General features: G+C 64.0%; 23 protein-coding genes and 1 pseudogene. 13 read left to right on the top strand and 11 right to left on the bottom strand.

All coding sequences use genetic code 11. The features are described from left to right. Window positions 1-163: 163 nt before the first annotated feature. The 4 genes from QP997_RS00520 to mptB form a co-directional block, all read right to left on the bottom strand. Window positions 164-1,237: a COX15/CtaA family protein gene (locus tag QP997_RS00520; RefSeq protein ID WP_284846006.1), complete on the bottom strand. Its 1,074-nt coding sequence runs from the start codon at window positions 1,235-1,237 to the stop codon at window positions 164-166. Between the two features lie 165 nt (window positions 1,238-1,402). Next, window positions 1,403-2,311, bottom strand: coding sequence for an ABC transporter permease (locus QP997_RS00515; protein ID WP_284845885.1), 909 nt, complete (start codon window positions 2,309-2,311; stop codon window positions 1,403-1,405). Next, on the bottom strand, window positions 2,308-3,339 hold the full coding sequence (locus QP997_RS00510; protein WP_070758913.1) for an ABC transporter ATP-binding protein: 1,032 nt from the start codon (window positions 3,337-3,339) through the stop codon (window positions 2,308-2,310). The genes QP997_RS00515 and QP997_RS00510 overlap by 4 nt, the downstream gene beginning before the upstream one ends. A 43-nt stretch (window positions 3,340-3,382) precedes the next feature. Then, complete coding sequence (gene mptB / locus QP997_RS00505; RefSeq protein WP_284845884.1) at window positions 3,383-5,113, bottom strand: polyprenol phosphomannose-dependent alpha 1,6 mannosyltransferase MptB; 1,731 nt, start codon at window positions 5,111-5,113, stop codon at window positions 3,383-3,385. A 127-nt stretch (window positions 5,114-5,240) separates the two neighbouring features. Between mptB and QP997_RS00500 the strand changes: the two genes are divergently transcribed. From QP997_RS00500 to QP997_RS00470, 7 genes are all read left to right on the top strand, one after another. After that, a complete protein-coding gene (locus tag QP997_RS00500) occupies window positions 5,241-5,912 on the top strand; it encodes a helix-turn-helix transcriptional regulator (RefSeq protein ID WP_012360254.1) in 672 nt (223 codons plus the stop codon). Window positions 5,913-5,919: 7 nt separating this feature from the next. After that, on the top strand, window positions 5,920-7,350 hold the full coding sequence (gene sufB, locus QP997_RS00495) for a Fe-S cluster assembly protein SufB (protein ID WP_070761412.1): 1,431 nt from the start codon (window positions 5,920-5,922) through the stop codon (window positions 7,348-7,350). Between the two features lie 5 nt (window positions 7,351-7,355). Then, on the top strand, window positions 7,356-8,573 hold the full coding sequence (gene sufD, locus QP997_RS00490; protein WP_148820499.1) for a Fe-S cluster assembly protein SufD: 1,218 nt from the start codon (window positions 7,356-7,358) through the stop codon (window positions 8,571-8,573). 44 nt (window positions 8,574-8,617) lie between these two features. Beyond that, window positions 8,618-9,379: a Fe-S cluster assembly ATPase SufC gene (gene sufC / locus QP997_RS00485; protein WP_070758909.1), complete on the top strand. Its 762-nt coding sequence runs from the start codon at window positions 8,618-8,620 to the stop codon at window positions 9,377-9,379. A gap of 109 nt (window positions 9,380-9,488) precedes the next feature. Further along, window positions 9,489-10,736: a cysteine desulfurase gene (locus tag QP997_RS00480; RefSeq protein ID WP_284845883.1), complete on the top strand. Its 1,248-nt coding sequence runs from the start codon at window positions 9,489-9,491 to the stop codon at window positions 10,734-10,736. Window positions 10,737-10,847: 111 nt separating this feature from the next. Continuing rightward, entirely contained in the window at window positions 10,848-11,315 is a 468-nt protein-coding gene (gene sufU / locus QP997_RS00475) for a Fe-S cluster assembly sulfur transfer protein SufU (protein ID WP_015381632.1), read from the top strand. A 74-nt stretch (window positions 11,316-11,389) separates the two neighbouring features. Then, window positions 11,390-11,794 carry a metal-sulfur cluster assembly factor gene (locus tag QP997_RS00470; protein ID WP_012360260.1) on the top strand — a complete coding sequence of 135 codons (405 nt, stop codon included), beginning with the start codon at window positions 11,390-11,392 and terminating at the stop codon, window positions 11,792-11,794. Here QP997_RS00470 and QP997_RS00465 read toward each other — a convergent pair. Then, a complete protein-coding gene (locus QP997_RS00465; RefSeq protein WP_284845882.1) occupies window positions 11,791-13,038 on the bottom strand; it encodes a lycopene cyclase family protein in 1,248 nt (415 codons plus the stop codon). The two genes, QP997_RS00470 and QP997_RS00465, sit on opposite strands and share 4 nt — an antisense overlap. A gap of 44 nt (window positions 13,039-13,082) precedes the next feature. Here QP997_RS00465 and QP997_RS00460 point away from each other — a divergent pair, with 44 nt between their 5' ends. Next, entirely contained in the window at window positions 13,083-14,714 is a 1,632-nt protein-coding gene (locus QP997_RS00460) for an ABC-F family ATP-binding cassette domain-containing protein (RefSeq protein WP_012360263.1), read from the top strand. 61 nt (window positions 14,715-14,775) lie between these two features. Here the strand turns inward: QP997_RS00460 and QP997_RS00455 are convergent, their stop codons facing one another. From QP997_RS00455 to QP997_RS00445, 3 genes are all read right to left on the bottom strand, one after another. After that, the gene (locus QP997_RS00455; RefSeq protein WP_284757457.1) at window positions 14,776-15,579 is read right to left on the bottom strand and encodes a hypothetical protein; all 804 of its coding nucleotides are present in this window, start codon (window positions 15,577-15,579) and stop codon (window positions 14,776-14,778) included. A gap of 143 nt (window positions 15,580-15,722) precedes the next feature. Next, the gene (locus QP997_RS00450) at window positions 15,723-17,087 is read right to left on the bottom strand and encodes a PFL family protein (protein WP_070761417.1); all 1,365 of its coding nucleotides are present in this window, start codon (window positions 17,085-17,087) and stop codon (window positions 15,723-15,725) included. 11 nt (window positions 17,088-17,098) lie between these two features. Next, window positions 17,099-17,368 carry an ACT domain-containing protein gene (locus QP997_RS00445; RefSeq protein ID WP_070758901.1) on the bottom strand — a complete coding sequence of 90 codons (270 nt, stop codon included), beginning with the start codon at window positions 17,366-17,368 and terminating at the stop codon, window positions 17,099-17,101. A gap of 55 nt (window positions 17,369-17,423) precedes the next feature. Between QP997_RS00445 and QP997_RS00440 the strand changes: the two are divergent. Then, window positions 17,424-17,624, top strand: a pseudogene (locus QP997_RS00440) (NAD(P)H-binding protein); the annotation flags it as partial. 10 nt (window positions 17,625-17,634) lie between these two features. Beyond that, window positions 17,635-17,802 carry a hypothetical protein gene (locus QP997_RS00435; protein WP_284845881.1) on the top strand — a complete coding sequence of 56 codons (168 nt, stop codon included), beginning with the start codon at window positions 17,635-17,637 and terminating at the stop codon, window positions 17,800-17,802. An 11-nt stretch (window positions 17,803-17,813) separates the two neighbouring features. On the opposite strand, the gene QP997_RS00430 is transcribed toward QP997_RS00435, so the two are convergent. Continuing rightward, on the bottom strand, window positions 17,814-18,368 hold the full coding sequence (locus tag QP997_RS00430) for a TetR/AcrR family transcriptional regulator (protein ID WP_284845880.1): 555 nt from the start codon (window positions 18,366-18,368) through the stop codon (window positions 17,814-17,816). Between the two features lie 127 nt (window positions 18,369-18,495). Further along, window positions 18,496-21,306 (bottom strand): aconitate hydratase, encoded by a 2,811-nt coding sequence (locus QP997_RS00425; protein ID WP_284757452.1) that lies wholly within the window; start codon window positions 21,304-21,306, stop codon window positions 18,496-18,498. Window positions 21,307-21,601: 295 nt separating this feature from the next. On the opposite strand from QP997_RS00425, the gene QP997_RS00420 reads away from it, so the two are divergent. Both QP997_RS00420 and QP997_RS00415 read left to right on the top strand, forming a co-directional pair. Next, a complete protein-coding gene (locus tag QP997_RS00420; protein WP_284845879.1) occupies window positions 21,602-22,195 on the top strand; it encodes an Rv1476 family membrane protein in 594 nt (197 codons plus the stop codon). Window positions 22,196-22,771: 576 nt separating this feature from the next. Continuing rightward, window positions 22,772-24,745: a DIP1281 family NlpC/P60 protein gene (locus QP997_RS00415; protein WP_284845878.1), complete on the top strand. Its 1,974-nt coding sequence runs from the start codon at window positions 22,772-22,774 to the stop codon at window positions 24,743-24,745. A gap of 57 nt (window positions 24,746-24,802) precedes the next feature. On the opposite strand, the gene QP997_RS00410 is transcribed toward QP997_RS00415, so the two are convergent. Continuing rightward, window positions 24,803-25,645 carry an Rv1486c family protein gene (locus QP997_RS00410; RefSeq protein ID WP_502870410.1) on the bottom strand — a complete coding sequence of 281 codons (843 nt, stop codon included), beginning with the start codon at window positions 25,643-25,645 and terminating at the stop codon, window positions 24,803-24,805. A gap of 46 nt (window positions 25,646-25,691) precedes the next feature. Here QP997_RS00410 and QP997_RS00405 point away from each other — a divergent pair, with 46 nt between their 5' ends. Beyond that, window positions 25,692-26,531 carry a DUF3097 domain-containing protein gene (locus QP997_RS00405; protein ID WP_070758898.1) on the top strand — a complete coding sequence of 280 codons (840 nt, stop codon included), beginning with the start codon at window positions 25,692-25,694 and terminating at the stop codon, window positions 26,529-26,531. The last annotated feature ends 11 nt before the right edge of the window (window positions 26,532-26,542 follow it).

Genomic DNA, 26,542 nt, shown 5'->3' with positions numbered 1-26,542 from the left:
AAAAAAGTCGTGGCAAAAAGCCCGGGCCGAGCCGTTGGAAAACAACGGACCACCCGGGCTTGTGCGGGTCACGGGCCGCGTCGATATGTTGCGGCCCCTGGAATTTTTTGGGGGCGTTTGCCCGGCGCTTGAGGGGCGCATGCGCTGGGAAGGGGAAATCCGTTTAGTCTCCCTGGACGGCGTGGCTCACCGTTTCGCTCTGCTCCTCATGGGTCTTCTGGTAGCGCAGCGCCCACAGGTAACCCGTGGCCAGGGTGACCAGACCGGATCCGATGACGTGGACCGGGACGGTCCAACGGGGCACGCCCAACCAGAACTGGATGATGCCCACCACGCCCTGGAAGAGGATGCCGGCGCACATCCAGGCGGCGGCCTTCCGCACGCGGGGAGCGGCCACCACGGCGATGAGAGCGGCGATCAGTCCGATCGTCAAGCCCAGGTAGAGGTACATGGCGTGGGCGTGAATGTGGGCGATGGATTCAAGGCTCACCTGCAGGCGGTGCTCCGGCTTGATGGCCTCGTCACCGGCGTGCGGGCCCGCACTCGTGACGAGCACGCCCGTGAACAAGGTAAATGCCAGCGCCACGGCGTTCATGGTGGTGAGGACGCGCAGGGCAGCAGGCATCTGCTCCTTGATGGGGGCGTCGTCGTCCTCGGTGACCTTGACGAGCAGGACCGCAGCCAGGAAGACAAGCAGCATGGAGGGCAGGAAGTGGGCGGCGACGATCCACCACGCCAGATCCAGGCGCACGCTGATGCCACCGATGACTGCCTGGGCGATAATGCCCAGACCCTGGATGAAGGACAGGTGGAGGATCGAGGAGCGTCGGCCGGCGCGCAGCAGCGCGATGAAGGCGGCGAGGGCGGCGGCAGCCAGCACGAAGGTCAGCATCCGGTTGCCGAACTCAATGATCTGGTGAATCCAGGGGGCCGACCCGGGGACCGGCACGAAGGAACCCGGGTGGCACTGTGGCCAGGTCTCGCAACCAAGCCCGGAGCCGGTCACGCGGACGAGGGATCCGGTGAAGGTGATCCCCGTCTGGCAGATCAGCAGGATGAGGGTCAGTACCCACTGGGTTTTGAGCCGTGGAACCTTCACGGCCTTGTTGCCATCGGAGTCCACCTCGCGCGGCAGGCCGACCTTGCGGTCCGCGCGGTAAATAGCTGCGTAGAGTTTCAGCATTGCCCGGCTCAACGGGTTGTTCGTTTGGGCTGCTTGTTGGCTAATCGGATCCATCACAGCACTCAAGATTAGTCGTGGTGAGGGAGCAAAGCGAAAGGGCGCGCGGGGCTCGTTTCACCCCGCGGTTCGTTGGCAGCGTGCCAGCTCAGGCAGCGTTCCACCTCAGGCAGTGGGGCAGGGGGTCGGCTAGCGAATACAGGGGAGGATTCCCGGTGAGGGCTAGTCGCCCTTGATGGTGAAAGAGAACAGCTTCCGGGCGGCGACCGCACCCACGATCGCCCAGACCGCGAGGACGACGATGGCGAACCAGTCGACCCCACCGGCAAAGGATTCTTCCAGCCCGGCGGCCAGCGCCACGGATGGAATCAGCTGCAACAGGGTTTGTGCCTGGGGCCCCAGGTCGGAGGCGACGGTGGAGTAACCAACCGCACCCAGCAGTACAAACCAAATGGTGTTCGCGAGTGCCAGCACCATCTCGGAGCTCAAGGTTCCCCCGAGCAGCAGGCCCAGCGAGGTGAAGCACCCCACCCCCAGGATGAGGAAGATCACGGCGATCACAAGGCCGAGCCCTGGCGGGGACCACCCCAGCAGCAGCGCGACCACCGTGAGGATCAGCACTTGGATGGCGACCACTATCAACACTGCAGCGATCTTGCCGGCGATGAGAGCCGAGGTGGGAACCCCGGCCGCCCCAATCCGTTTGAGTGCCCCGTAACGCCGGTCGAAGGCCACGGCGATGGCCTGGCCCGTGAAACCGGCACCCATGATCGCCACCGCCAGCACCATCGGGAACGCTCTGGCCACTGGGTCGTCCAACGGGACGACCGGCACGAGTGCCAGCCCCAGCAGCAAGCCGACCGGGATGATCAGGGACAGCAGCTGCTGCTCGCCGTGACGCAGGAAGAGCAACGACTCAATTTTGGTCTGTGCCAACAGCATCCGCACGAAGCTGGCTTGTTTCGGGGCAGGCTCGAAGGTCCCGACGGGGAAGCGGCCGCCGGTAGCTGGCGCGTCCTCCATCACTGCACCCGTCTCGGCCACAGGCTCCACCGGAGTTCCGGCCCCCTGACCCGATGGCGTACCTGCGGGATGGCTGTTCTGCATGCCTCGGTTATTCGCGGAAGTCATGAACGCATCTCCCATCCGGTCAGCGAGAGGAAAACTTCCTCAAGGGTCTGTTCAGTGCTGTCGAGCTTCGTGATCATCGTTGCGCAGTCACGGGCGGCGAGCGCGATCATCAGGACGCCATCGGGTGTGGCCGGAATGCCCTCTACGGCGAACTGGCGTGGTTTGATCTCCCGGACTAGTACCGAAGGCGCCGACGCGGCACCGCCGACCTCATCCAGCAGTACTCCTTGTCCTGCCTTGGCCGCACCGGCCTTGACCTCGAGGAGGGCACGGTGGAAGTGGTCCCGGTCGAGATCGGCGTCGACGCTGACCTGGAAGGTATGCCCGCTACCGCCACCCGCGCGCTCGGAGGTGAGTTCCTTCGGGGTGCCCGCGGCGACGACCTTGCCCTTGTCGATGATGACGACCCGGTCGGAGAGCGCCTCAGCCTCGTCGAGCAGGTGGGTGGTGAGGACGACACCCACGCCATCGCGACGCATGGAGCGCACGATATCCCATACCGCGTGACGGGACTGTGCATCCAGCCCTGCGGTGGGCTCATCGAGGAAGACCAGTTCCGGGCGGTTCACCAGGGCGCAGGCGAGCGCTAGACGTTGCTGCTGGCCGCCGGAGAGGCGCCGATAGGTGGTGGAGCGGTGCTTGGTGAGCCCCACCATGTCCAGCAGCCACTCGGTATCCAGCGGGTCCTCGCTGTAGCTGGCAACCAGCTTGAGCATCTCGCCGACCCGGATGCCGGGGTAGGCGCCGCCACCCTGCAGCATCACCCCAATGCGGGAACGCACGGCGTCGGATTCCTTAGCGGGGTCCAGGCCGAACAGCCGGATCTCGCCGGCATCCGGGCGGGCGAAGCCCTCGCACATCTCGATGGTCGTGGTTTTGCCCGCGCCGTTGGGGCCCAGTAGTGCCACGATCTCGCCGGGGTAGACCTGGAAGTCCAGCCCATCGACGGCGGTGTGGGCGCCAAACTTCTTCACCGCGCCAGTGACCTGCAGCAGTGGTTGGAGTTGGGGGGCCGAAGAGTCCTGCATTTTCACAGCTATTCAGTCTAGCCAGATGGCGCGGGCTGGGGGATCACCGGTTGTTGGGTGTGTCTGCCTTCGTGGGCATTTCTTTGGGGCGAGGCAACGCGAGGGCGTTGGCATATGCCGGGTGTTTCTTGAGGTAGCGCCAGCTGGCGACCAGAAACGCGAGGAAAAGTAGCGCGGACATGGCGTAGATGAAGGCCACCGTCGCCGGCGGTAGCCCGAGACCACGGGGCAGGATGAAGAAGCTGAAAGCCACCGAGTACACGATTGTCGCGAAGTGGAAGACCGGCCGGTTGGCCCACGCCGCGAGCGGCAGAATGGCCCAGAGCAGGTACCAGGGGTGGACGACGGGGAAGAAGATCACGAGGAACAGCGTGGCGACCCCGAGCCCTCCCACGGGGTGGATTCGGCCCCGGTAGGAGGCCCACAGCATGCGCACAACCCAGAATGCGCCGATCATCACCCCGAGGAAGCGGAAAACGAGCAGCGCAGCGGACTGTTGGTCCCCTAAGCCAAGGAGGGTCCCTAAGAACGACGACGCCAAACCCCCCAACGTGGACAGGCTCATCCAGCTGATGATTTCTGCCGCCCCGCCCTGGGAGGTGATCCAACCGAAGCCCACGCCTGTGATCACGGAGAACAGACTCGCAGTGGCCGCGGCGACCACCGCGCTGGCCACTCCTGCACCGATAAGGTGTCGCAGTCCCTCGCCCCACCAGCGCGCGATCGCCACTGCGGTGAAGCCGAGAGCCATCAGGGCGGTCACCTTGATCAGGCCCGCGCAGGTGACGAGCACCGTGCCGGAGGCCATGAGCAGCAGGCGGCTGCTCAAAGGTCGCTCGTAATGGTCGGTGCCGCGAAGCACGAACTCCATGCCCACGAGCAGAAAGCCGAGCATGAGCGCCTCGTTGTGGATACCCGCGACGAGGTGGAGCAGCGTCAGCGGGTTCAGCACCCCGAGCCACCAGGCTGTCTGGGGCGCGATGCCGCAGCGCTGGGCGAGCCTCGTCAACGCCCAGCCGGTGAGCACCAGCCCGGTGATGCTCATCAGCCGATGGCCGAAGACCCCCAGCACGATGTTGTTGCCGGTGATCATGGAGATCACGGCCCCGTAGCCCAGTGCGACCGGGCCATAGGGCGCAGGGGAGTGCGCCCACATCAAGGGCACGGAACGGGCGAGCGGGTCTTGCATCCCGAGGATGTCCACCGGACCTGCGCTATACGGGTCCAGCCCCTGCGCGGCGATCGCCCCTTGGGCTAGATAAGAGTAGATGTCCTGGGTGAACATCGGCGCAGTGATCGCCAGGGGAAGCACCCAGAGGGCGAAGATCCGCCAATAGGTGCGGATGGGCAGGCGGGGGACTTGCCTTCCCCCTGGCCCCAGCACGAAGGCGCCGAGTAGGAGCCAGGCGAGCACTAGGAATCCGATTCCGACGAAGACGGTCACGGTGGTGCTGTGCAGCATCCGGGCCAAGACGTTGATCCCGGGAACGGACCAGAATGGGTTGCCCACCACGGGCATGGCGCCCGCGCCAATACCCCCGAGAGCGATGAGAATGGTGCCGATGGATCCCAGCCACACCGCGATCTGCAGCCGCAGCCGGTAGGCGGGGTTCAGGGGCTCCAACGGCGCGTGGAGGGGAAGCACCCGACCCTCTTGGTGGAGCTGTGCCGATCGGGAACCGGCCAGGCCGAGCCGGGGCAGCACGTCCAAATAGCGGCGCCACAGGCTGAAGGGGCCGCGGATCAACGCGCGGCCGGGTCGGTTCGAAGACATGCAACCACGATAATGAAGCCAGCGTTTTTAGGGAACATAGGTTCGCCTTAGTAGACAGGGGGAATTATTTAAGACACACTCGTGTTGTCTAATCATGACGGCACTCAACGATGAAAGGCGGGTTGATATGGCACCAGTGGAAACCGACACGCGCCGTCGCATCCTGCTGTACGTGTTGAGACACGGGCCGGTGAGCGCGACAACCATCAGCGAGGCTTTTGGTTTGAGCGCCGCTGGCGTGAGGCGCCATCTGGACAACATCGTTGCAGATGGGCTCGCTGAGGCCGTTGACGCGCCACGGTCAGGACAGCGTGGGCGACCGGCGAAGCTATTCCGCCTCACTGATGCGGGTCGAGCACAGTTCGGTCATGATTACGACACCCTTGCACTCCTCGCGCTGCGCGCCCTGAAGAACTCGGGCGGAGAGGAAGCAGTCGAGGCCTTTGCTGCGCAACGCATCAATGATCTGTTGGGGGACATCCCCGAACTCGACGGTGACTACGCAGACGACCGTGATGTGAAGGCCCAGGCCAAGAACATCGCGGAGGCGCTGACCAACCGTGGCTACGCGGCCACCGTGAGCCACGCGGCGGGCGGCGTCCAAATCTGCAGGCACCACTGCCCAATCCAGGACGTGGCGGAGGAGTTCCCCGAGCTGTGCGCTGCAGAGCACCGGGTAGTTGCGGAGCTACTCGGCCAGCACACTCAGCCGCTCGCTACTATCGCGGACGGCAACGGTATCTGTACGACCCATATTCCGCTGACCACCATTACCCCTTCCGCAACGAAGGAAAGCTAAAGAATCTATGACTCAAGCTGCTGACAAACTGCAATCCGATCAGGAAATCATCGACTCGATCGGTGCCTACGGCTACGGTTGGCACGATTCCGACGACGCCGGCGCCAGCGCGCGCCGTGGCCTGAACGAGGACGTCGTCCGGGATATTTCTGCCAAGAAGAACGAGCCGGAGTGGATGCTCGAGCGTCGCCTCAAGGCCCTCGAGATCTTCGACAAGAAGCCCATGCCCACCTGGGGCGCGGACCTGTCCGGCATCGACTTCGACCAGATCAAGTACTTCGTCCGCTCCACCGAGCAGCAGGCGACGACCTGGGAGGACCTGCCGGAGGATATTAAGAACACCTACGACAAGCTGGGCATCCCGGAGGCGGAGCGCCAGCGCCTCGTCGCCGGTGTCGCCGCGCAGTACGAGTCCGAGGTTGTGTACCACCAGATCCGCGAGGACCTGGAGGAGCAGGGCGTGATCTTCGTCGACACCGACACCGCCCTGGAGGAGTACCCGGAGCTGTTCAAGGAGTACTTCGGCACCGTGATCCCCGCGGGCGATAACAAGTTCTCCGCTCTCAACACCGCCGTGTGGTCCGGTGGTTCCTTCATTTACGTCCCACCGGGAGTCCACGTGGACATCCCGCTGCAGGCCTACTTCCGCATCAACACGGAAAACATGGGCCAGTTCGAGCGCACTCTCATCATCGTCGACGAGGACGCCTACGTGCACTACGTCGAGGGCTGCACCGCCCCGATCTACAAGACCGACTCCCTGCACTCCGCCGTCGTCGAGATCATCGTGAAGAAGGGCGGCCGCTGCCGCTACACGACGATCCAGAACTGGTCGAACAACGTCTACAACCTCGTCACCAAGCGCACCAAGTGTGAAGAGGGCGCGACCATGGAGTGGGTCGATGGCAACATCGGCTCCAAGGTCACCATGAAGTACCCGGCCGTCTGGATGACCGGTCCGCACGCCAAGGGCGAGGTCCTGTCCGTCGCCTTCGCAGGTGAGGGCCAGTTCCAGGACACCGGCGCGAAGATGACCCACATGGCGCCGTACACCAGCTCCAATATCGTCTCGAAGTCCGTGGCCCGCTCCGGTGGTCGCGCGGCCTACCGCGGCCTGGTCGAGGTTCACCCGAACGCGCACCACTCCGCCTCCCAGGTTGAGTGTGACGCCCTGCTGGTGGACTCCATCTCGCGGTCGGATACATACCCGTACAACGACATCCGCAACGACCACGTCACCTTGGGCCACGAGGCAACCGTCTCCCAGGTCTCCGAGGATCAGCTCTTCTACCTGATGAGCCGAGGCCTCGAGGAGGACGAGGCGATGGCGATGATCGTTCGTGGCTTCGTGGAGCCAATCGCCAAGGAGCTCCCGATGGAGTACGCGCTTGAGCTCAACCGTCTGATCGAACTGCAAATGGAAGGATCGGTGGGCTAAGCCAGATGACCACCTTGGAAAACGTTCAGAACCAAACCGTCAAGGCGGGAACCGATCACCAGACTAAGGGCGACCGCTTCACCTCCTTCAAGGCTGAGGATTTCGCGATCCCGAAGGGCCGCGACGAGGACTGGCGCTTTACCCCGCTGCGTCGTCTCCGCGGTCTGCACGACGGCACCGCCGCGGCGCCCACGGACGCCAACGTCGTCATCGAGGTCCCGGAGAACGCCGGGGACAACGTCTCCGTGACGAAGGTTGACTCCTCCGACCCGCGCGTGGGTCTGGCCGGCGCACCGGTCGACCGTGCTGCAGCCCAGGCCTGGGAGAATGCCCCGGTCGCGGACTACGTCCAGGTTGCCAAGGACACCGCGCTAACCGAGCCGATCGAGATCACGATCACTGGCCCGGGCGAGGACCAGGTTTCGTACAGCACCCTGGTCGTCGAGCTCGAGCGTCACGCCGAGGCCGTCGTCATCCTGCGTTACCAGGGTTCCGGCGCGCACTCCGACAACGTCGAGTTCGTCGTCGGCGACGGCGCGAAGCTGGTCACCGTGGTGCTGGAGGACTGGGAGGACGATGGCGTCCACCTTTCCAACTCGCACGTCCAGACTGGCCGAGATGCCACCGTCCGCCACGCCTACGCGGCATTCGGCGGCGAGATCCTGCGCTCCGTGCCGCACGTGCGCTACACCGCACCGGGTGGCGACGTGGAGATGCTGGGCGTCAACTTCGCTGATGCGGATCAGTACTTCGAGCAGCGTCTGCTCATCGACCACTCCGTCCAGAACTGCCGCTCCAACGTGCTCTACAAGGGCGCACTGCAGGGCGACCCGGCCGACGCGGATCGCCCGGCGTCCGAGCGTAAGCGCGACGCCCGCACCGTGTGGATCGGTGACGTCCTCATTCGCCCGGAGGCCACCGGGACGGACACCTACGAGACCAATAACAACCTGCTGCTGACCACCGGTGCCCGTGCGGACTCCGTGCCGAACCTGGAGATCCAGACCGGCGAGATCGCAGGTGCCGGCCACGCCGCCACGGTGGGTCGCTTCGACGACGAGCAGATGTACTACCTGCAGGCCAGGGGCATTCCGGAGGCACAGGCCAAGATGCTCATCGTCCGCGGTTTCTTCACGGACGTCATCCGCCGCATCCCGGTGGAGTCCGTCCGCGAGCACCTGGAAGAGCTCGTCGGCAACGAGCTTGAGCGCACCGTCCTCTAACCCGCTAATCCTCCCAAGAATCTTTCAAAGGAAACATCACTAGTATGAGCACTCTTGAGATCAAGAACCTCCACGCCCAGGTCCTGCCCTCGGACGAGAACGACGAGCCGAAGAAGATCCTCAACGGCGTGAACCTCACCATCAACTCCGGCGAGACCCACGCCATCATGGGGCCGAACGGCTCCGGTAAGTCCACCCTGGCCTACGCCATCAGTGGCCACCCGCGCTACGAGGTCACCGAGGGCGAGGTGCTGCTCGACGGCGTGAACCTCCTCGACCTGGACGTCGATGAGCGCGCCCGCGCTGGCCTCTTCCTGGCGATGCAGTACCCGACCGAGGTGCCGGGTGTCTCCATGGCTAACTTCCTGCGCTCCGCGGCCACCGCCACCCGTGGCGAGGCCCCGAAGCTGCGCGAGTGGGTCAAGGAGGCCCGCGAGGCGATGAAGGAGCTGGACATCGACCCGTCCTTCTCCGAGCGTTCCGTCAACGAGGGCTTCTCCGGCGGCGAGAAAAAGCGCCACGAGGTGCTGCAGCTCGGCCTGCTGAAGCCGAAGTTCGCCATCCTGGACGAGACCGACTCCGGCCTGGACGTCGACGCCCTGCGCATCGTCTCCGAGGGCATCAACCGCTACCAGGAGCGCGAGAACGGCGGCGTGCTGATGATCACGCACTACCAGCGCATCCTGAACTACGTGAAGCCGGATCACGTGCACGTCTTCGCCGGCGGCCGCATCGTGACCTCCGGTGGCCCGGAGCTGGCAGAGCAGCTGGAGAACGAGGGCTACGACAAGTTCGTCAACGCCTAAAGACGCACCGAAAGTCCCACCCCGCGACCCCTGGGGTGGGTTTTCAATCCCCGCAGGCATGCTTCAACCGCGTCACTGCGGTTAGAGAAGCGAAGAATCGAAGGTTTTCATGGTTGATACTCATCTCGACACCCAAGCGATCCGACAGGATTTCCCCATCCTTTCCCGCACCGTTCGGGACGGCCAGCCGCTGATCTACCTCGATTCCGGGGCGACCGCGCAGCGGCCCCTGCAGGTGCTGGACGCGGAGCGCGATTTTCTGACCAAGCACAACGCCCCGGTCCACCGTGGCGCCTACCAGATCGCGGAGGAGGCCACCGACGCTTATGAGGGCGCCCGCGAGGCCATCGCGGCCTTCGTTGGCGCGGCGGATGAGGAGATCGCCTTCACGAAGAACGCCACCGAGGCGCTCAACGAGGTGGCCTTCATCCTGGGGGACTCGCGGGCAGGGGAGCTGCAGGTCACCGAGGGCGACGAGATCGTCGTCTCTGAGCTGGAGCACCACGCCAACCTCGTGCCCTGGCAGGAGCTGGCACGCCGCACTGGTGCGACCCTGAAGTGGTTCCGCGCCACTGAGGACGGCCGCATCGACCTGGACAGCCTGCAGCTCAGTGAGAAGACGAAGGTCGTGGCTCTGACTCACCAGTCCAACGTCACCGGTGCGGTGCTGGACGTCAAGGAGGCTGTGCGGCGGGCCCGCGAGGTCGGCGCACTCTTCGTGTTGGATGCCTGCCAGTCCGTGCCGCACATGGCCGTGGATTTCCACGACCTGGATGTGGACTTCGCGGCGTTCTCCGGGCACAAGATGCTGGGGCCCAACGGCGTGGGCGTGATGTACGGCAAGAAGGAGCACCTGCGGGTGCTGCCACCGTTCCTCACCGGCGGGTCGATGATCCAGAAGGTGACGATGGAGGGCTCCACCTTCGCCGACGCCCCGCAGAAGTTCGAGGCGGGCACCCAGATGACTTCCCAGGTCGTGGGTCTTGGCGCTGCGGTGGCTTACCTCAACGAGCTGGGCATGGACAAGGTCGCCGCCCACGAGCACGAGCTCACCGCCTATGCGCTGGCCCAGCTCAGCGAGATCCCGGGCCTGCGGATCATCGGTCCAACGGATATGCACAACCGGGGTAGCGCGGTGAGCATGGTGGTCGATGGAATCCACCCGCACGACCTGGGTCAGATCTTGGACGACCAGGGAGTCTCCATCCGGGTGGGACACCACTGCGCATGGCCGGCCCACACGTGCCTGGGCGTGCAGGCCACGGCGCGCGCCAGCTTCTACGTCTATAACGAGAAGTGGGAGATCGACCGGCTCGTCGAGGGCATTCGCAAGGCGCAGGAGTTCTTCGGCGTCTAGCCCCGCCGCCGGGGTGGTGACGCTCCTTTTCAGGACGTCAACGCCCCCCACGTAGCAGAAGACCTGAACCCAACTACACAACCTCAACCTTCAAAACGGTGGTGAAAGTACATGAGAATGGAACAGATGTACCAGGAGGTCATCCTGGACCATTACAAGCACCCGGAACACGCGGGTCTGCGCGAGCCGTATGACGCGGAGGTCTTCCACGTCAACACTTCCTGTGGTGACGAACTGACGCTGCGGGTGCACCTGAGCGAGGACCACAAGACGGTTCAGGACATCTCCTACGACGCCGTGGGATGCTCTATCAGCCAAGCATCCACCTCCGTGATGGCCGATGAGATCGTGGGCAAGCCGGTCACGGAAGCCTTCGCAAAGCTCGCCGAATTCGAGAAGATGATCACCTCCCGAGGCAAACTGGAGGGCGACGAGGACCTCATCGGCGACGGCATCGCCTTTAGCGGTGTCTCCAAGTACCCGGCCCGCGTGAAGTGCGCCCTGCTGGGCTGGAAGGCCTTCGAGGCCGCCGCGATCGACGCAGGCGTCACCCCGCCCGAGCAGTCCGAAGATGCTTAGAAATCACCCATTAACTAACAACTCACCGTTTCTTTCACGGCACTTTAAGCCCAACCCCCTAAGCGAGGAAAGCAATGTCTGAACAGAACCCTTCCAGCCCGGAGATGGACCCATCGCCGCTCAACGAGGTTCCGGAGCCACCGGCAAACCCAAGCCAGGAGGATCTTGAGCGTTACGGCAAGATCGAGGAGTGCCTGCTCGACGTCATCGACCCGGAGCTGGGCATCAACGTCGTCGACCTTGGTCTGGTATACGACATCTGGGATGAGGGCAAGACTGTCATGATCAATATGACGCTGACCTCCCCGGCGTGCCCGCTGCACGACATGATTGAGGACCAAGCGCAGACCGCGGTGCTGAGCACGCTCCAGGAGTATGAGGACCTGCAGATCAACTGGGTCTGGACCCCAGCCTGGGGCCCGCAGATGATCAACGAGGAAGGCCGCGAGCAGCTGCGTTACCTCGGCTTCTCGGTCTAATTTCGCTGCAGGCCGAAGCGTAGGTACCGCCAGGGGCGGCGATAGAGGGGGAGTAACACCGGGTGAACCCACCCGGTGTTTTTCCTTAACCGCCACATGGTTCTGGCGGTGCGCAGCCCGCTGCGCCCGGAGAGGTAAGCCAGCTGGTCGGCGGTGGACAGGGAAAAGAAGGCGGCGAAGAAGCTTTGGACGTCCTCGGTGTCGGCCTCGGCGACAAGCAGGGAACCGATCCGCCGCAGTGCCCGGGCGAGGGTCACGTTCGCCCGCCGAGCCAGCCCCATAAGATTCGCCCCACTGTGTGTTGCTCGAGCGTATTTCGCCTCCACGCGGTCGAGGAAGCCATCCACCTCCTGCAGTGCGGTGCCGACCGAATAGCCGGTCGCAGGGTGGATGAACCCGTCTCGGGCCCCGAAGGCGAGCACCCCTGAGCCAGCAGCGATGGTGCCCATCGGGATGGCGACGAGCTCCTCATCCACGACCTCCAGCTCCTCGCGCCAACCCTCGCCCTGGAGGCTGGCTAGCCGCGCTTCGAGTCGGGCGCGCAGCAGGGCGAAGTCAGCGTCGGTGGGGCGGGAGGTGCTTGCCAGGATCGTCTCTTCCGCCAGCCAGCCTTCGGGGAGGCGCTGGACGTAGAGGAAGCTGGGTTTGGCGCCACCGGGTTCTGCCGCGGGGGAGGCTGTCCAGTCCATCAGCGTGGGGGTGATCAGCGCTTCCGACAGCGTGGCGCCGGATCCCGGCACCGGGCGGAGCACGTAACCGACCGCAATCTGCCACAGCGCACCGCCTGTGGCCGCCCCGCGGCAGTCCACCGTGAGCCCCGGCAAGTCGGCGAGTTGTTCCTCGGTCATGGCTTCGGCGTGCAGGCTTCCCCCGGCGTACCTCACTGCCTCGGCCGCCCCGGCTCGCAGGGCGTCTTTGGCCATCATCCGGTAGCGAAAGCCTAACTGCTTGGTGCTCCCCGGGGTGGGGGTCACGCGGATGGCTTCGGCAGGCGAGAAGAGCTCATCGGCCCAGTCGGGGACCTCCGGGGCGAAGGCTCCATAGGTGGCGGGCCAGGCTGGCCACGCATCCGCCCCTGCTGCGTCCGGACGAGAACCGGGGTCGTAGCCGTCCACCTGCCAACCCCGCTCGGCCGCCCGAAGCGCGAGGATCGCACCCGCTGGCCCCAAACCAATGACGTTGATCCGGCGCGGACCGGCACCCCGGGCGGGCGCCCCAGGGGCTGCGCTAATACTCCAGCTCATGCCCCCAATCTAGCCAAGGGCCGGGCAGTGTTAGGGTATTGCCTGTGATTGTGACGAAGGATCTGGAAGTTCGGGTGGGCGCGCGCACGCTCCTCACCGCCCCCGGCGAGCACCTACGGGTGCAGCCGGGCGACCGCATCGCGCTGGTGGGGCGTAACGGCGCCGGAAAGACCACCACGATGCGGATCTTGGCGGGGGAGACCGAGCCCTACGGCGGCAGCGTCGTCAGCTCCGGGGAGCTGGGCTACCTGCCGCAGGACTCGAAGGAAGGGGACATCGAACAGAGTGCCCGGGACCGCGTCCTCTCGGCGCGCGGGCTCGACCGGATCCGGCAGTCCATGGAGCGCCAGCAGGAGATCATGGAGACCGCGACGACGGACTCCAAGCGCGATGCCGCGATCCGCAAGTACTCCCGGTTGGAGGAGCAGTACCACTCGCTGGGCGGCTACGAGGCCAATGCCGAAGCTGCCCGCATCTGCGACGCGCTGGGCCTGCCGGAACGGGTACTCGACCAGCAGCTGAAGACCCTCTCGGGTGGACAGCGCCGCCGCGTGGAGCTCGCCCAGATTCTCTTCGCCGCCACGGCAGGTTCTGGGCGCTCCAAGACCACCCTGCTGCTCGACGAGCCGACCAACCACCTGGACTCGGACTCCATCGCCTGGCTGAAGGACTTCCTCTCCAAGCACGAGGGTGGGCTGATCATGATCTCCCACGACGTCGAGCTCATCGAGGCGGTCTGCAACCGGGTCTGGTTCCTGGACGCGGTCCGAGCCGAGGCGGATGTCTACAACATGGGCTGGAAGAAGTACCTGGACGCCCGCGCCCTGGACGAGGCACGTCGACGTCGGGAACGGGCGAACGCGGAGAAGAAGGCCTCCGCGTTGAAGAAGCAGGCGGATAAGTTCGGGGCGAAGGCGAACAAGGCCCGCGCCGCCAAGCAGATGGTTGCCCGCGCCGACCGGATGCTCGACCAGCTGGATGAGGTGCGCGTCGAGGATAAGGTCGCCTCGATCCGTTTCCCGAAACCCGCCCCGTGCGGCAAAACCCCGCTGTTCGCCAAGGGGCTGACCAAGATGTACGGCTCCCTGGAGGTCTTCGCGGGCGTGGACCTGGCGATCGACAAGGGCAGTCGCGTCGTCGTCCTGGGCTTCAACGGCGCCGGTAAGACCACGCTGCTGAAGCTGCTGGCCGGGGTGGAGCGCACGGACGGGGAGGGCGGCATCGTCACGGGCCACGGGCTCAAGATCGGATACTTCGCCCAGGAGCACGACACCATCGACGGGAGCAAGTCCGTGTGGCAGAACGCCATCGATGCTTGCCCCGACGCCGATGAGCAGGAGCTACGCAGCCTGCTGGGCGCGTTCATGTTTTCTGGGGAGAAGTTGGATCAGCCGGCGGGCACGCTCTCGGGCGGCGAGAAGACACGCCTGGCGCTCGCCACGCTGGTCTCCTCACGTGCGAACGTGCTGCTGCTCGACGAGCCGACGAATAACCTGGACCCGCAGTCCCGCGAGCAGGTCCTGGACGCGCTGCGCACCTACGAGGGCGCGGTGGTGCTGGTGACACACGACCCGGGTGCCGTGCGGGCTTTGGAGCCGGAGCGGGTCATCGTCCTGCCCGATGGTGTGGAGGACCTGTGGAACGACGAGTACATGGAGATCGTCGAGCTGGCCTAGGCCCGTCTGTCTGGTCGGTTGGTTGGCTGTCCGGCACGGTGTGCCGGTTCGCAGTTGGCGCTTACCAGGACCAGCCGGTCCGCCCGAACCAGTTGCGCTCAGCGAGGTTGAAGACGGCTTCGCGCTGCTTCTTCGTCAGCCCCGAGTCCAGCTCAGCGTAGGTCTGTCCGGGACGGCGGCTGATTCCGACAATCGCCCAGCCGTTATTGTTCCAGTCATCTAACTTGGCATCCTCCGCCGAGCTCGCCATGTTGAAACGTGTGCGGTACCAGTCGGGCCTGCGCTTCATCTCGAATTCGAAGGAATGCATCTCCTTCAGCGAGCCATCGGGGTGGAGCACTTTCAGCGGCGCCCGGTAGTAGTAATAAAACGTTCGGCCGGAGTCGCTGGAACTACTGACATCAGTGCGGCAGTGATAGAACTGCCCGACCAGCGCAGGGTAGTAGTCGATCCAGCCATTCTTCCAGGCTGTGACGATCCGCCTGCGCCGGGAAACGTCGCGTGAGATCGCGTACGCCCCGACGAGGACAAAGATGCTGCCGATAGCGGCAAAGCCGATGTCGATGACGTCGAATTTATCGCGCCATGACCCGGTATCACTCAGACCGCTGAGCAGGAAGCGAAAGCCGATCAGCGCGAACAAACCGCCGAAGAGCACGAAGATCAGGAAGAAAGCGATGCGCCCGGGCAGCGCTCCCCGGTAGGGCGCAGGCCCGGCCGCTTTCACTGCCTCGAAGACCCCGCTGTGGTCCCGCATCGGGTTGGGGCTGGAATAAAAGTCCTCGTCTCGCTCGGGCACCAGCGGATTCTCCAGCCCGGATTTGAACTTCAGTTGTGTGCGCGGCATGCGCGTCGGCTGCGTCAAAGCTCTGGCCCCTCGTCGCTGTGAAGTAGACAACAAAGTGCCACCAGCATACGCCGTGATTCAGCCACCGACACGCAAAAAACGGACAAGGCCAAGCACGACTTGGCTTTATGCACTGTGCTTGGCTTTGCCCGCGAGGCTCGCTAGTTACGGAAGCCGTGCACCGGGGCGGGGATGAAACCGCCGCGGTGGACGAAGGCGTCGTTGCCCTTCGCATTCACCGGGATGACCGGGGCGTAGCCCAGCAGGCCACCAAAGTTGACCTCATCGCCCGGCTTCGTGCCCGGTACAGGGATGAGGCGAGCAGCAGTGGTCTTATGGTTCATCACGCCAATGGCGGCCTCGTCGGCAATCATGCCCGCGATGAGCTCAGCGGACGTATCACCCGGGATGGCGATCATGTCGAAACCGACCGAGCAGATGCTGGTCATGGCCTCGAGCTTGTCCATGGTGATGGAGCCCTCGCGGACGGCGTCGATCATGCCCTTGTCCTCGGAGACCGGGATGAAGGACCCGGATAGCCCGCCCACGCGCGAGCAAGCCATCATGCCACCCTTCTTCACCGCGTCATTGAGCAGGGCCAGTGCCGCGGTCGTGCCGTGGGTGCCGACCTGGTCCAGACCCATGCTCTCGAGCACGTGCGCCACCGAGTCACCCACCTCGGCGGTCGGGGCGAGGGAGAGGTCGACGATGCCGAAGGGCACGCCGAGGCGCTCGGCGGCCATCGTGCCGACCAGCTGGCCCGCGCGGGTGATCTTGAAGGCAGCCTTCTTAATCTCCTCAGCGATCTCGTTGAGGGAGGCGCCAGCCATCGGGGAGATGGCGTTGTTCACCACGCCCGGTCCGGAGACACCGACGGAGATCACCGTGTCCGGCTCCTCGATGCCGTGGAAGGCACCCGCCATGAACGGGTTGTCGCCGACTGCATTGGCAAAGACCACGAGCTTCGCGCAGGCGATGGAGGACTCGTCCTTGGTCAGCTCAGCTGCCTCCTTGACGACCTGGCCCATCAGGCCGACGGCGTCCATGTTCACGCCAGCACGGGAGGTCGCGACGTTCACCGAGCCGCAGACCGCGCCGGTGGTGGACAGTGCCTCGGGAATGGAGCGGATGAGCCGCTCGTCGGAGGTCGTCGCGCCCTTCTCCACCAGCGCGGAGTAACCACCGACGAAGTTCACGCCCAGCTCACCGGCGGCGCGGTCCAGCGCCTTGGCGATCTCCACCGGGTTACCCTCCACGCCGGCGGCGACGAGGGAGATGGGGGAGACGGAAACCCGCTTGTTGACGATCGGGATGCCCAGCTCGCGCTCGATACCCTCACACACCGGCACCAGGTCGCGGGCGCGCTCGGTCACGCGATCGTAGACCGCCTGAGCCGTGGCCTCCATGGTGGAGCGGGTGCAGCCGATGAGTGAAATGCCCATCGTCACCGTGCGGATGTCCAGACGGTAGTCCTCGATCATCCGGATGACCTCGAGGAAGCGGGCAGAAGAGAATTCGAAGTTCACGCCGGGCCGCCTTAAATATCGTTGATGGCGCTGAACAGAGCCTCAGACTGGATGCGCACGACCATGCCCAGCGGCTGGCCCGCGGCGTCAAAGGCCTCCTGGAGGGCGCCCATATCCACGTCTGTTTCCGGCAGTTCCACGCGCATGATCATGGTGAAGAAGTCATCCATGATGGTCTGGGAGACGTCGACGATATTCAGGCCCTCGTCGGCTGCCGCCTTCGCGACGGCGGCGATAACACCGGGGCGATCCTTGCCGGTAGTGGTAATGATTGCATACATGCGGCCAGTATAGACCTGGAAAAATGCGCCTAGAAACGGGTGTAGGGTGGGCGCCATGAAAAAGCAGCATGTTCTTGTCCTTGGCGCCGACGGGAACATCTCGCGCCACAGCATCCCGAAGCTCGTCGCAGCAGGCCACAGCGTCACGGCCCTGGTCCGCAACCCCGGGCACGTCCAAAATCTCGTCGACGAGGGTGCTACCGCGATTGTGCGCGATCTCACTACGATCAGCACAGAGGATTGGGCGCGTCTGCTGAGCCCCTTCGATGTGGTCGTCTGGTCCGCCGGTGCTGGACGGCGCCATGGACCCCGCCTCCGAGACGCCGCGCGAGCTGGTCGCCGACGTCATCGTCGAGTCCCTCGGGCGTGGGGAAGCCTTTGGCCGCAACCCGCTCGACTTCGAAAACGGAACGGGCTCGGTCGCCGACGTCTAACCGCGGGGGGGCTACACGCCGCGCACCGACTGCTCGACGAGGTCGAGCATCTTCTCGAGCTGCGCGGTGTCGGCCCCCTCCGCCATCTTCGCCATCAGCCCATCCATGACGGTCTCGAGGTAGGTCTGGATGACCTCCAGGGGCACGTCGGTGCGCATCGAGACATTGTGGGACAGGCGGGCCCGGACGGCGGCATCGAGGACCTGCTGGTGCTTGCGCCACCGCGCCTCGAACTCCGGGTCGGTGCGCAGCTTACGGACCGTTTCCGCACGGGTGATGTACCAGCTGTTGGTCTCCGGGTGCGTGATCATGTGCCGCATGACCTCAATGAGGCCGTGGTTCGACACGACCTCCGCCTGGCGGGCGGCGTCCTCCCGCACCACCGCGAGGAACAGGGCTTCCTTGTCCGCGAAGTGGTGGAAAATCGCACCCCGGGTCTTTCCGGTGGCCTTCTCTAGCCGGGCGACGGTCGCTCCCTCGTAGCCATATTGCGCGAAGCAACCACGGGCTTGCTTGATAATCTCCCGACGACGGCGGGATAGTTCACGGTCGCTGACGATGGGCATGGCGGATTCCTTGATTGCGCACCTTCGGGATTGGGGGTGGGGTCGCGCGGGGTCGAAGAAAAAGTTTAAGAAAAGGGGAGAGGGGCCCACCGGCTAGGCCGGAAGGCCCCTCAGCGGATGGAGAGAACTACTTGTTCTCGTCCATCATGTTGCGCAGGACGAACTGCAGGATACCGCCGTTGCGGTAGTAGTCAGCCTCGCCCGGGGTGTCGATACGGGTCACGGCGTCGAACTCAATCTTCTCGCCGTTCTCCTTGGTAGCGACGACCTTCACGGTCTTCGGGGTCTCGCCCTCGTTGAGCTTCTCCAGACCGGTGATGTCGAAGGTCTCGGTGCCCTCGATGCCCAGGGACTTCCAGGACTCGCCCTCCGGGAACTGCAGCGGAACAACGCCCATACCGATGAGGTTGGAGCGGTGGATTCGCTCGAAGGACTCTGCGATGACGGCCTTCACGCCGAGCAGCAGGGTGCCCTTTGCAGCCCAGTCACGGGAGGAGCCGGTGCCGTACTCCTTGCCGCCGAGAACCACGAGAGGAGTGTTCTGCTCCTTGTAGTTCATTGCAGCGTCGTAGATGTAGGACTGTGGGCCACCCTCCTGGGTGAAGTCGCGGGTGTAGCCACCTGCAACGCCGTCCAGCAGCTGGTTCTGCAGACGGATGTTCGCGAAGGTACCGCGGACCATGACCTCGTGGTTACCACGACGTGCGCCGAGGGAGTTGTAGTCCTTGCGGGCAACGCCGTTCTCGTCGAGGTACTGAGCAGCCGGGGTGCCCGGCTTAATGGTGGAAGCAGGGGAGATGTGGTCGGTGGTGACGGAGTCGCCCAGCAGAGCCAGGACGCGTGCACCCTCGACGTTCTCAACTGCCTCCGGCTCGCGGCTCATGCCGTCGAAGTACGGAGCCTTGCGGATGTAGGTGGACTTTGGATCCCAGTCGAAGGTCTTGCCGGTCGGGACGTCCAGGCCCTGCCAACGCTCGTCGCCCTTGAAGACGTCGGCGTAGTCAGAGACGTACATCTCCTTGGTGATCGAGGACTTGATGACGTCCTGGATCTCCTCGGTGGATGGCCAGATGTCCTTCAGGAAGACGTCGTTGCCGTCCTGGTCCTGACCCAGCGGCTGGGTCTCGAAGTCGAAGTCCATGGTGCCGGCGATGGCGTAAGCGATGACGAGGATCGGGGACGCCAGGTAGTTCATCTTGACGTCCGGGTTGATGCGACCCTCGAAGTTACGGTTACCGGACAGGACTGCGGTGGCAGCCAGGTCGGAACGGTTGATGCCCTCGGAGATCTCCTCTGGCAGCGGGCCGGAGTTACCGATACAGGTGGTGCAGCCGTAGCCGACGAGGTAGAAGCCCATTGCCTCGAGGTCCTCCCACAGGCCGGCCTTCTCGTAGTAGCCGGTGACGACCTGGGAGCCCGGTGCCATGGAGGTCTTGACCCATGGTGCAGCCTTCAGGCCCTTCTTGCGTGCGTTGCGTGCCAGCAGGCCTGCGCCGAGCATGACGGACGGGTTGGAGGTGTTGGTGCAGGAGGTGATGGACGCGATGGCGACCATACCGTGGTCCAGCTCCATGTCCTGACCGTTGTAGTTCACGGTGGTCGGAGCGGACGGACGGCCTTCAGCACCAGCGGCTGCGGACGGCAGGTTGCCCTTGGCATCAGCAGCGGAGGCCGGGGTGCCCTCAGCCTTCGAGGTGTCGTTCGTGCTTGGGCCTTCTGCGTCGAAGGCGCCGCCCTCTTCACCGACTGCGGTGTCGATGTAGTTGTGCAGATCCTTGCGGAACTGGGACTTGGAGTCGGTGAGCTCGATGCGGTCCTGCGGACGCTTCGGGCCAGCGATGGACGGAACGACGGTGGACAGGTCCAGCTCGAGGTACTCGGAGTACTCGACGTCGGCCTCCGGGTCGAGCCACATGCCCTGCTCCTTGGCGTAAGCCTCGACGCGGTCCAGGGTCTCCTGGTCGCGGCCGGTCAGAGCCAAGTAGTCGACGGTCTCCTGGTCGATCGGGAACATCGCGGCGGTGGAGCCGAACTCTGGGGACATGTTGCCGATGGTTGCGCGGTTTGCGAGCGGCAGCTCGGCAACGCCTGCGCCGTAGAACTCGACGAACTTACCGACGACGCCGTGCTGACGCAGCATGTCGGTGATGGTCAGGACGACGTCGGTTGCGGTCACGCCCGGCTGAATCTCGCCGCTGAGCTTGAAGCCGACGACGCGCGGGATGAGCATGGAGATCGGCTGGCCGAGCATTGCAGCCTCGGCCTCGATGCCACCGACACCCCAGCCCAGGATGCCCAGGCCGTTCTGCATGGTGGTGTGGGAGTCGGTACCAACACAGGTATCCGGGTAGGCCACGCCATCCTTCTCGAAGACGGAGCGAGCGAGGTACTCGATGTTGACCTGGTGGACGATACCGGTTCCCGGAGGAACGACGCGGAAGTTCTCGAAGGCGCCAGTGCCCCAACGGAGGAACTTGTAGCGCTCCTCGTTGCGCTGGTATTCGATCTCAACGTTCTGCTCGAAGGCCTGGTCAGAACCGAAGGCCTCGATGATGACGGAGTGGTCGATGACCATCTCAGCCGGGTTCAGTGGGTTGACCTGGTCGGCGTCGCCGCCCAGGGAGACCACTGCGTCACGGATGGTTGCGAGGTCAACGATGCAGGCCACGCCGGTGAAGTCCTGCATGATCACACGAGCCGGGGTGAACTGGATCTCGATGGATGGGTCGGCCTTAGGATCCCAGTTCGCGATGGCCTCGATGTGCTCACGGGTGATGTTCTTACCATCCTCGTTCCGCAGCAGGTTCTCGCCAAGCACCTTCAGGGAATAAGGGAGCTTCTCCATGCCAGGCACTGCGGACAGGCGGAAGATGTCGTAGCTCTTCTCGCCAACCTCCAGCGTGCCCTTCGCGTCGAAGGAGTTGATGCTTTCAGTCACTATTAGCTCCTGAGTCTCTTCTCGTAGTCGATAAGTCGCTCCGCGGGCTGGAGCGCGGGGGAGCGCTCCTTAAAATTACGTCCCGGAGTTCGTCGTGGACGTAGCACGGGGAGTACACCTCTATTATGCAGGTTTTCCCGGTGACGTCTGCCACCGACATTAACAGTACGGCCGTTACGTTTAGAAATCTCTCGCTATCGCTCCCCGCGGGAGCATTACCCCCGAACACCCACGGGCTGCGCAGCGCCCCAAGAGAAAACTGAATTTCCGTTCCGAGATGCATGACGAGACAGCCATGATCTACACTTCATGGAACCAAACCCTCAAGTTCCCCTTTAAAGTTCCGGATGGAGATCTCATGGCCAACACTTCGTGTTCCGTAGCCACCTCACCCCATCCAGACACCGTAAAAAAGTTCGCCAAGTTGGGAATCGATGCCCCGCAGATCATTAGCGGGCTCGAGGAGGGTCCCCTGTGGGTGGATCCCAAACTTGAGGCTCGCGTGGAACCTGAAGTCTCGGGAATGCGTGCCGCACTGGACGATGCGGAAGGGGGGTCGCGGATTCAGCTCGCGGTAGTTAACAGCACCCAGCTAGAGCCAGCGACCGAACGCGACCTCGCGCAAATCCTCCACGACGCGACATGTTCGGACACGACTCTCGTGATGACGCCAAAGTGGGGAACGTCAGTGTCCGATCTCTACCCACGCTTCACCCTGGAACGAAACCACGGAAAGCTCCACGGCAACCTCAGCGCGGATGCCGTCGAGAACTTCCTCAGCGCGGTAGAAAACACAGCAACACCGACAACTGCCGTCAGCAACGGCCTGCTGGGAATCACCATTCTCTCGATTGCGATCACCGCACTGTTCGCGCAGCGGCGCCGCTAGCAAAACAAAAGTAGCCGCAGGGGTCCGCACACAGTTCAGCGATACGCGCGTGTCCGAAGCTCCACCCCTTAACTTTTAGCCGCATCACCCCAGCTCGCCTCCACCGGATCACCAGGGCAATAACAGGCAAGTCTTCAGTTCCGCGCACTTTAAGGACCCAAAGGTCACGACAAGGCGAAGAAAACCATACAACCGGACTGGCAAAAATTGGGGTCAATCCCACAGGCTTGACAGACCTTAATCGAGAGTTGAGCGATTTACACGCTTTCTTGCACCCTTCAAGCAGACACGCCAGCATCTTCCAAATTGTGACCCACCTCACAATGTTGCCAATTCTTTACCTTTCCGCTGGTCAAGCCATGTGACATGACCAAAGTGGCGTGTGTTTAATTTGATACTTATGTGAATTGAGTCGCTCAGTTATGCATTTGTGCCCTAGGGTTTTGAACGTCATCGACTGAAACAGGAAGGCACTCGAGTTACTCGAGCTGCACCGAAACCTTCGGACACCCCCTGGACCGTGCTTCATCTCATGGGGAAGTGAGATAAACCGGACCGCGGGTGACCTTCTTGTGGATGTCCACCGTCAACCAGGAGACCTTTAACGTGCTATCTCGCCCGAGCATCGGCCGTAACGACACGGCAAACATCGCGCGGTCTAGTCGCACTCTTCTCGCGGTCGCTGTGACCGCCGGCATCTATGCGCACACGGCCACCGCACCCGCACTAGCAGACGACCAGGAGTCCGTTGAGGCATATCTCGCGGACCTGGTGGATCAGACGTCCAGCAAGCAGTCCGAGGTTGACAACATCCTCAACCAGATGGGCGGCATCCGCGAAGCAGCAAATAAGTCCCGCGTGGATCTGGAGCGTAGCCAGAAGGCCGCCCAGGAAGCGCAGGATAAGACGCTGTCCGCGCGCAAGCGGCTCGACAGCGCCGAAAAGGACGTCAACACCGCCCAGGAAAAGCTGAACGAAATTGCTCGCTCCGCATATAAGCAGGGCGGCCACACGGCTCCGGTCACTCTCGCCGCGGGCGCCGATTCCGCCGCGTCCCAGATGGATCGCGCCAGCTATGTTCGTCTCGCGACGGAGAAGCAGCAGGGCGTAGTCAACCGTTTAGACTTGTCTCGCACCCAGAGCGCGAACGAGGAGTCTCGCCTGCGCGCGTCCCGCGAGGCCGCGGATAACGCGGTGCAGAACGCGGTCAAGGCGCACCAGACTGCCGTGGACACGCTGCGCAACTCCCAGCAGCGGCTGCAGCAGATCTCGGCGGAGTACCAGAAGCTCAAGCGCCAGGCCGAGCAGGCTCAGGCAAAGCTTCGCGCAGCCAAGAGCGCGATCGAGACGCTAGCAAACCAGAAGCCCAAGGCTTCCTCCTTTGAAAAGCGTGCTGCAGCGGAGAAGGCCGCGAACCTGGTCGAGAAAAAGGCGGAGAAGGACTCCGATAAGAAGTCCGAGCAGCCGAGCGCACCACAGCAGAACACCCCGCAGACTGAGGAAGCAACGTCCGGCAACAACACTGCTGAAAGCACTGCAGCATCTACCGAGACCCAGGCGCCATCCGAGGCACCTACGCCGGATACCGCGGTAATTGCTGCGCCGGAGACACCTGCTACCTTCGAGCAGTCCAACGCTGGCGACGACCACCGTCAGAAGGCTATCGACGGCCTGATTGCAGCCGGCCAAGACGCCTTCCGGGCAGGCGCCACCGCCACCGCCAATGGGCAGGATCGTGCCGCCGCGCTGCGCGCCGCTGGGGAAGCAGGCCGGAATACCGCCGGTCAGCACTACGATCAGCTCGTCGCTAACGCAGGCAGCGCACAGACCGCGCAGACCGCCCCGAGCGCCACTGAGGCGCCATCACAGAACCAGACGGCGACCACTCCTGCGACCACCCCTGAGTCTGCGCAGGAGCCCGCTGAACAGCAGGCCGAGCAGACCGCAGAGGCAGAGACCCAGGATCAGAGCGACAACCCGGCGCAGCAGGCTGAGTCCCAGGGCATCCTGATCAACCCTGAGACGGGCCTTCAGGAGGAGCGCCCCGGCGAGATGCCACCGGTCACGGCACCGGATAACGACAACCTGCCGGCCGCGGACACCACCGTCGACACCAGCGGTACCGCTGAAGAGAAGATCGAGCGTGTGATCGACCGTGCGATGAGCCAGCTCGGCGTGCAGTACGCCTGGGGCGGCGGAAACGCCAATGGCCCGACGCTCGGAATCCGCGACTGGGGTGTGGCTGACACGTACGGCGACTACCAGAAGATCGGTTTCGACTGCTCCGGTCTGACCCTCTACGCCTTCGCCGCAGTGGGCCTGGATATCGGTCACTACACCGGCTACCAGTACAACCAGGGTCGCAAGATCCCGGTCTCGGAGATCAAGCGTGGCGACATGCTCTTCTGGGGACCGAACGCCGAATTCCACGTCGCGATCTACCTGGGCGACGGGAAGATGATCGAGGCCCCGCAGTCGGGCGATGTGGTCAAGATTTCCGACGTCCGCTACAACGGCATGAGCCCCTACGCGGTGCGCATGATCGAGTGATGAGACGCTAAAAGAGCTCCTGGGGAACTGCTCCGATAGTCAAGGTGAATGACTTGACTAGCGGAGCAGTTCTCGTTGTGCGTAATCCACCGCGGTCATCCGAGCGATACGCACCGCCCGCCCCAGCGGCAGGAGAAAAGGATCGAGGCTTGACTGCGGCGCCGAATCGCGCGCGACATCAATAATGGCCGCGACATAGTCCGCACGAGCCATGAGCTTCTCCGCGCGCGAGGGAACGTTCACCGGCAACCCCGGCACACCGAAAGCATCGCTCAGCGCCCCCACCAACATCCGTGGCCCGACCGAGCCGGTGGGCCAGCGAACTATCACTCCACTGGATTCGATTCCTGCAACCGCCCGATCCGTCGCCTGCCGCAACATCGCATCCGCGTCGCCCGGCCCGTTGGTTGGCAGTTGCGGAGCCCGGCCCTCGGCGGTGTGCCAGTGCCAGTAGATCACCGAGGAATCAACGATCTCGGGCACGGCGACGTGGTGGACATCTGGGGTCGCGTCCGCAAAGGCAATCCCCGCACCCGCCGCGGCGACCGCCGAAGCGGCCTCGCCGGCCGGCAGTGGGGGCGGATCCCCCATTCCAGCCAGCACCAAATTCACCAACGGCCGGTGTTCCAGGCCGACGGGTGCTCCCTCAGTGACTGCGCGCACGGTCTTGAGGAGGTCGATCAAACCGGTGGCCTCATCCGCCTCTGCGGCAGTTCCGGATACCGTCCCACCGGCTCGGGCCAGCACTCGGTGATGCCGGCCCTGCACCGCATGGAAGGAGTCGATCACCTCGTCGGTGCTAATGACGCCATGCAGCCACCACGCCAACCATAGGGACGTGTTCTGCACCGGGGACCACAGCTGGCTGCGGATCAGCCGCTTCGTTTCAGCATTAGGCATTGCGCCACCGACCTCTTTCATCCGCCTTAGCCTAAGCTTGACAGCCATGAGCTTCAACAATCGCGACCCCTACGCAGGCGACATTTTTCAAGGTCACGCCCGCACGAAGCGGCCACAGTACCCGGAGGTGCCCGCCGAACCTGGGCTGATCATCGAGGTTCTCGCCGATGACTTCGTGGGGGAGGTCGTCGGCGGCGAGAAGACGATCGACGGCTGGTGCGTCAAGCTCGAGGACCGCCATGGCTCCCAGCGCCTGTTCCCGCTACGCCCTGGCGGTTTTCTCCTCGAGGGGCAGCGAGTCAGCCTCAGCCGGTACGTCGCGCCCCGCGAGGTGCCCGCTCAGCCAACGATCTCTAATTCTGGTTCCCGACGGGTCGCCAACGTCGAAGCAAAGGTCGCCGCCCCTTCCCGTATCTGGGTGGAGGGGATTCACGACGCCGCGATCGTCGAGCGGGTCTGGGGGCACGACCTCCGCGTCGAGGGCATCGTGGTGGAGTACATCGAGGGCCTGGACAACCTCCACGAGAGGCTCGCCGAGTTCCAGCCCACCGCGGATCGGCGGGTCGGCGTACTCGCCGATCACCTGATCGAAGGCACCAAGGAAATGCGGCTCGTGCAGAGCCTTGGCCCCCATGTGATGGTCACCGGCCACCCGTATATCGATATCTGGGAAGCCGTGAAGCCGTCCTCAGTTGGGATCAAAGCCTGGCCTCACGTTCCGCGTGGGATCGATTGGAAGACCGGGGTGTGCCAGCAACTCGGTTGGGGAACCCCGCAGGATGGCTGGCGGAAGGTCTATTCCTCCGTGAAGACCTTCCGGGACCTCGATTCCTCGCTGCTGGGGGCAGTGGAGCGGCTGATCGACTTCGTGACGGTCGGGGAGTAGCCAACTCTTAT

This window comes from Corynebacterium sp. MSK039, from assembly GCF_030232315.1.
In the GTDB taxonomy this organism is placed as follows: domain Bacteria; phylum Actinomycetota; class Actinomycetes; order Mycobacteriales; family Mycobacteriaceae; genus Corynebacterium.
Note: the sequence above shows the minus strand (reverse complement) of the source record. Positions and strands in the feature narration are given on the sequence as shown.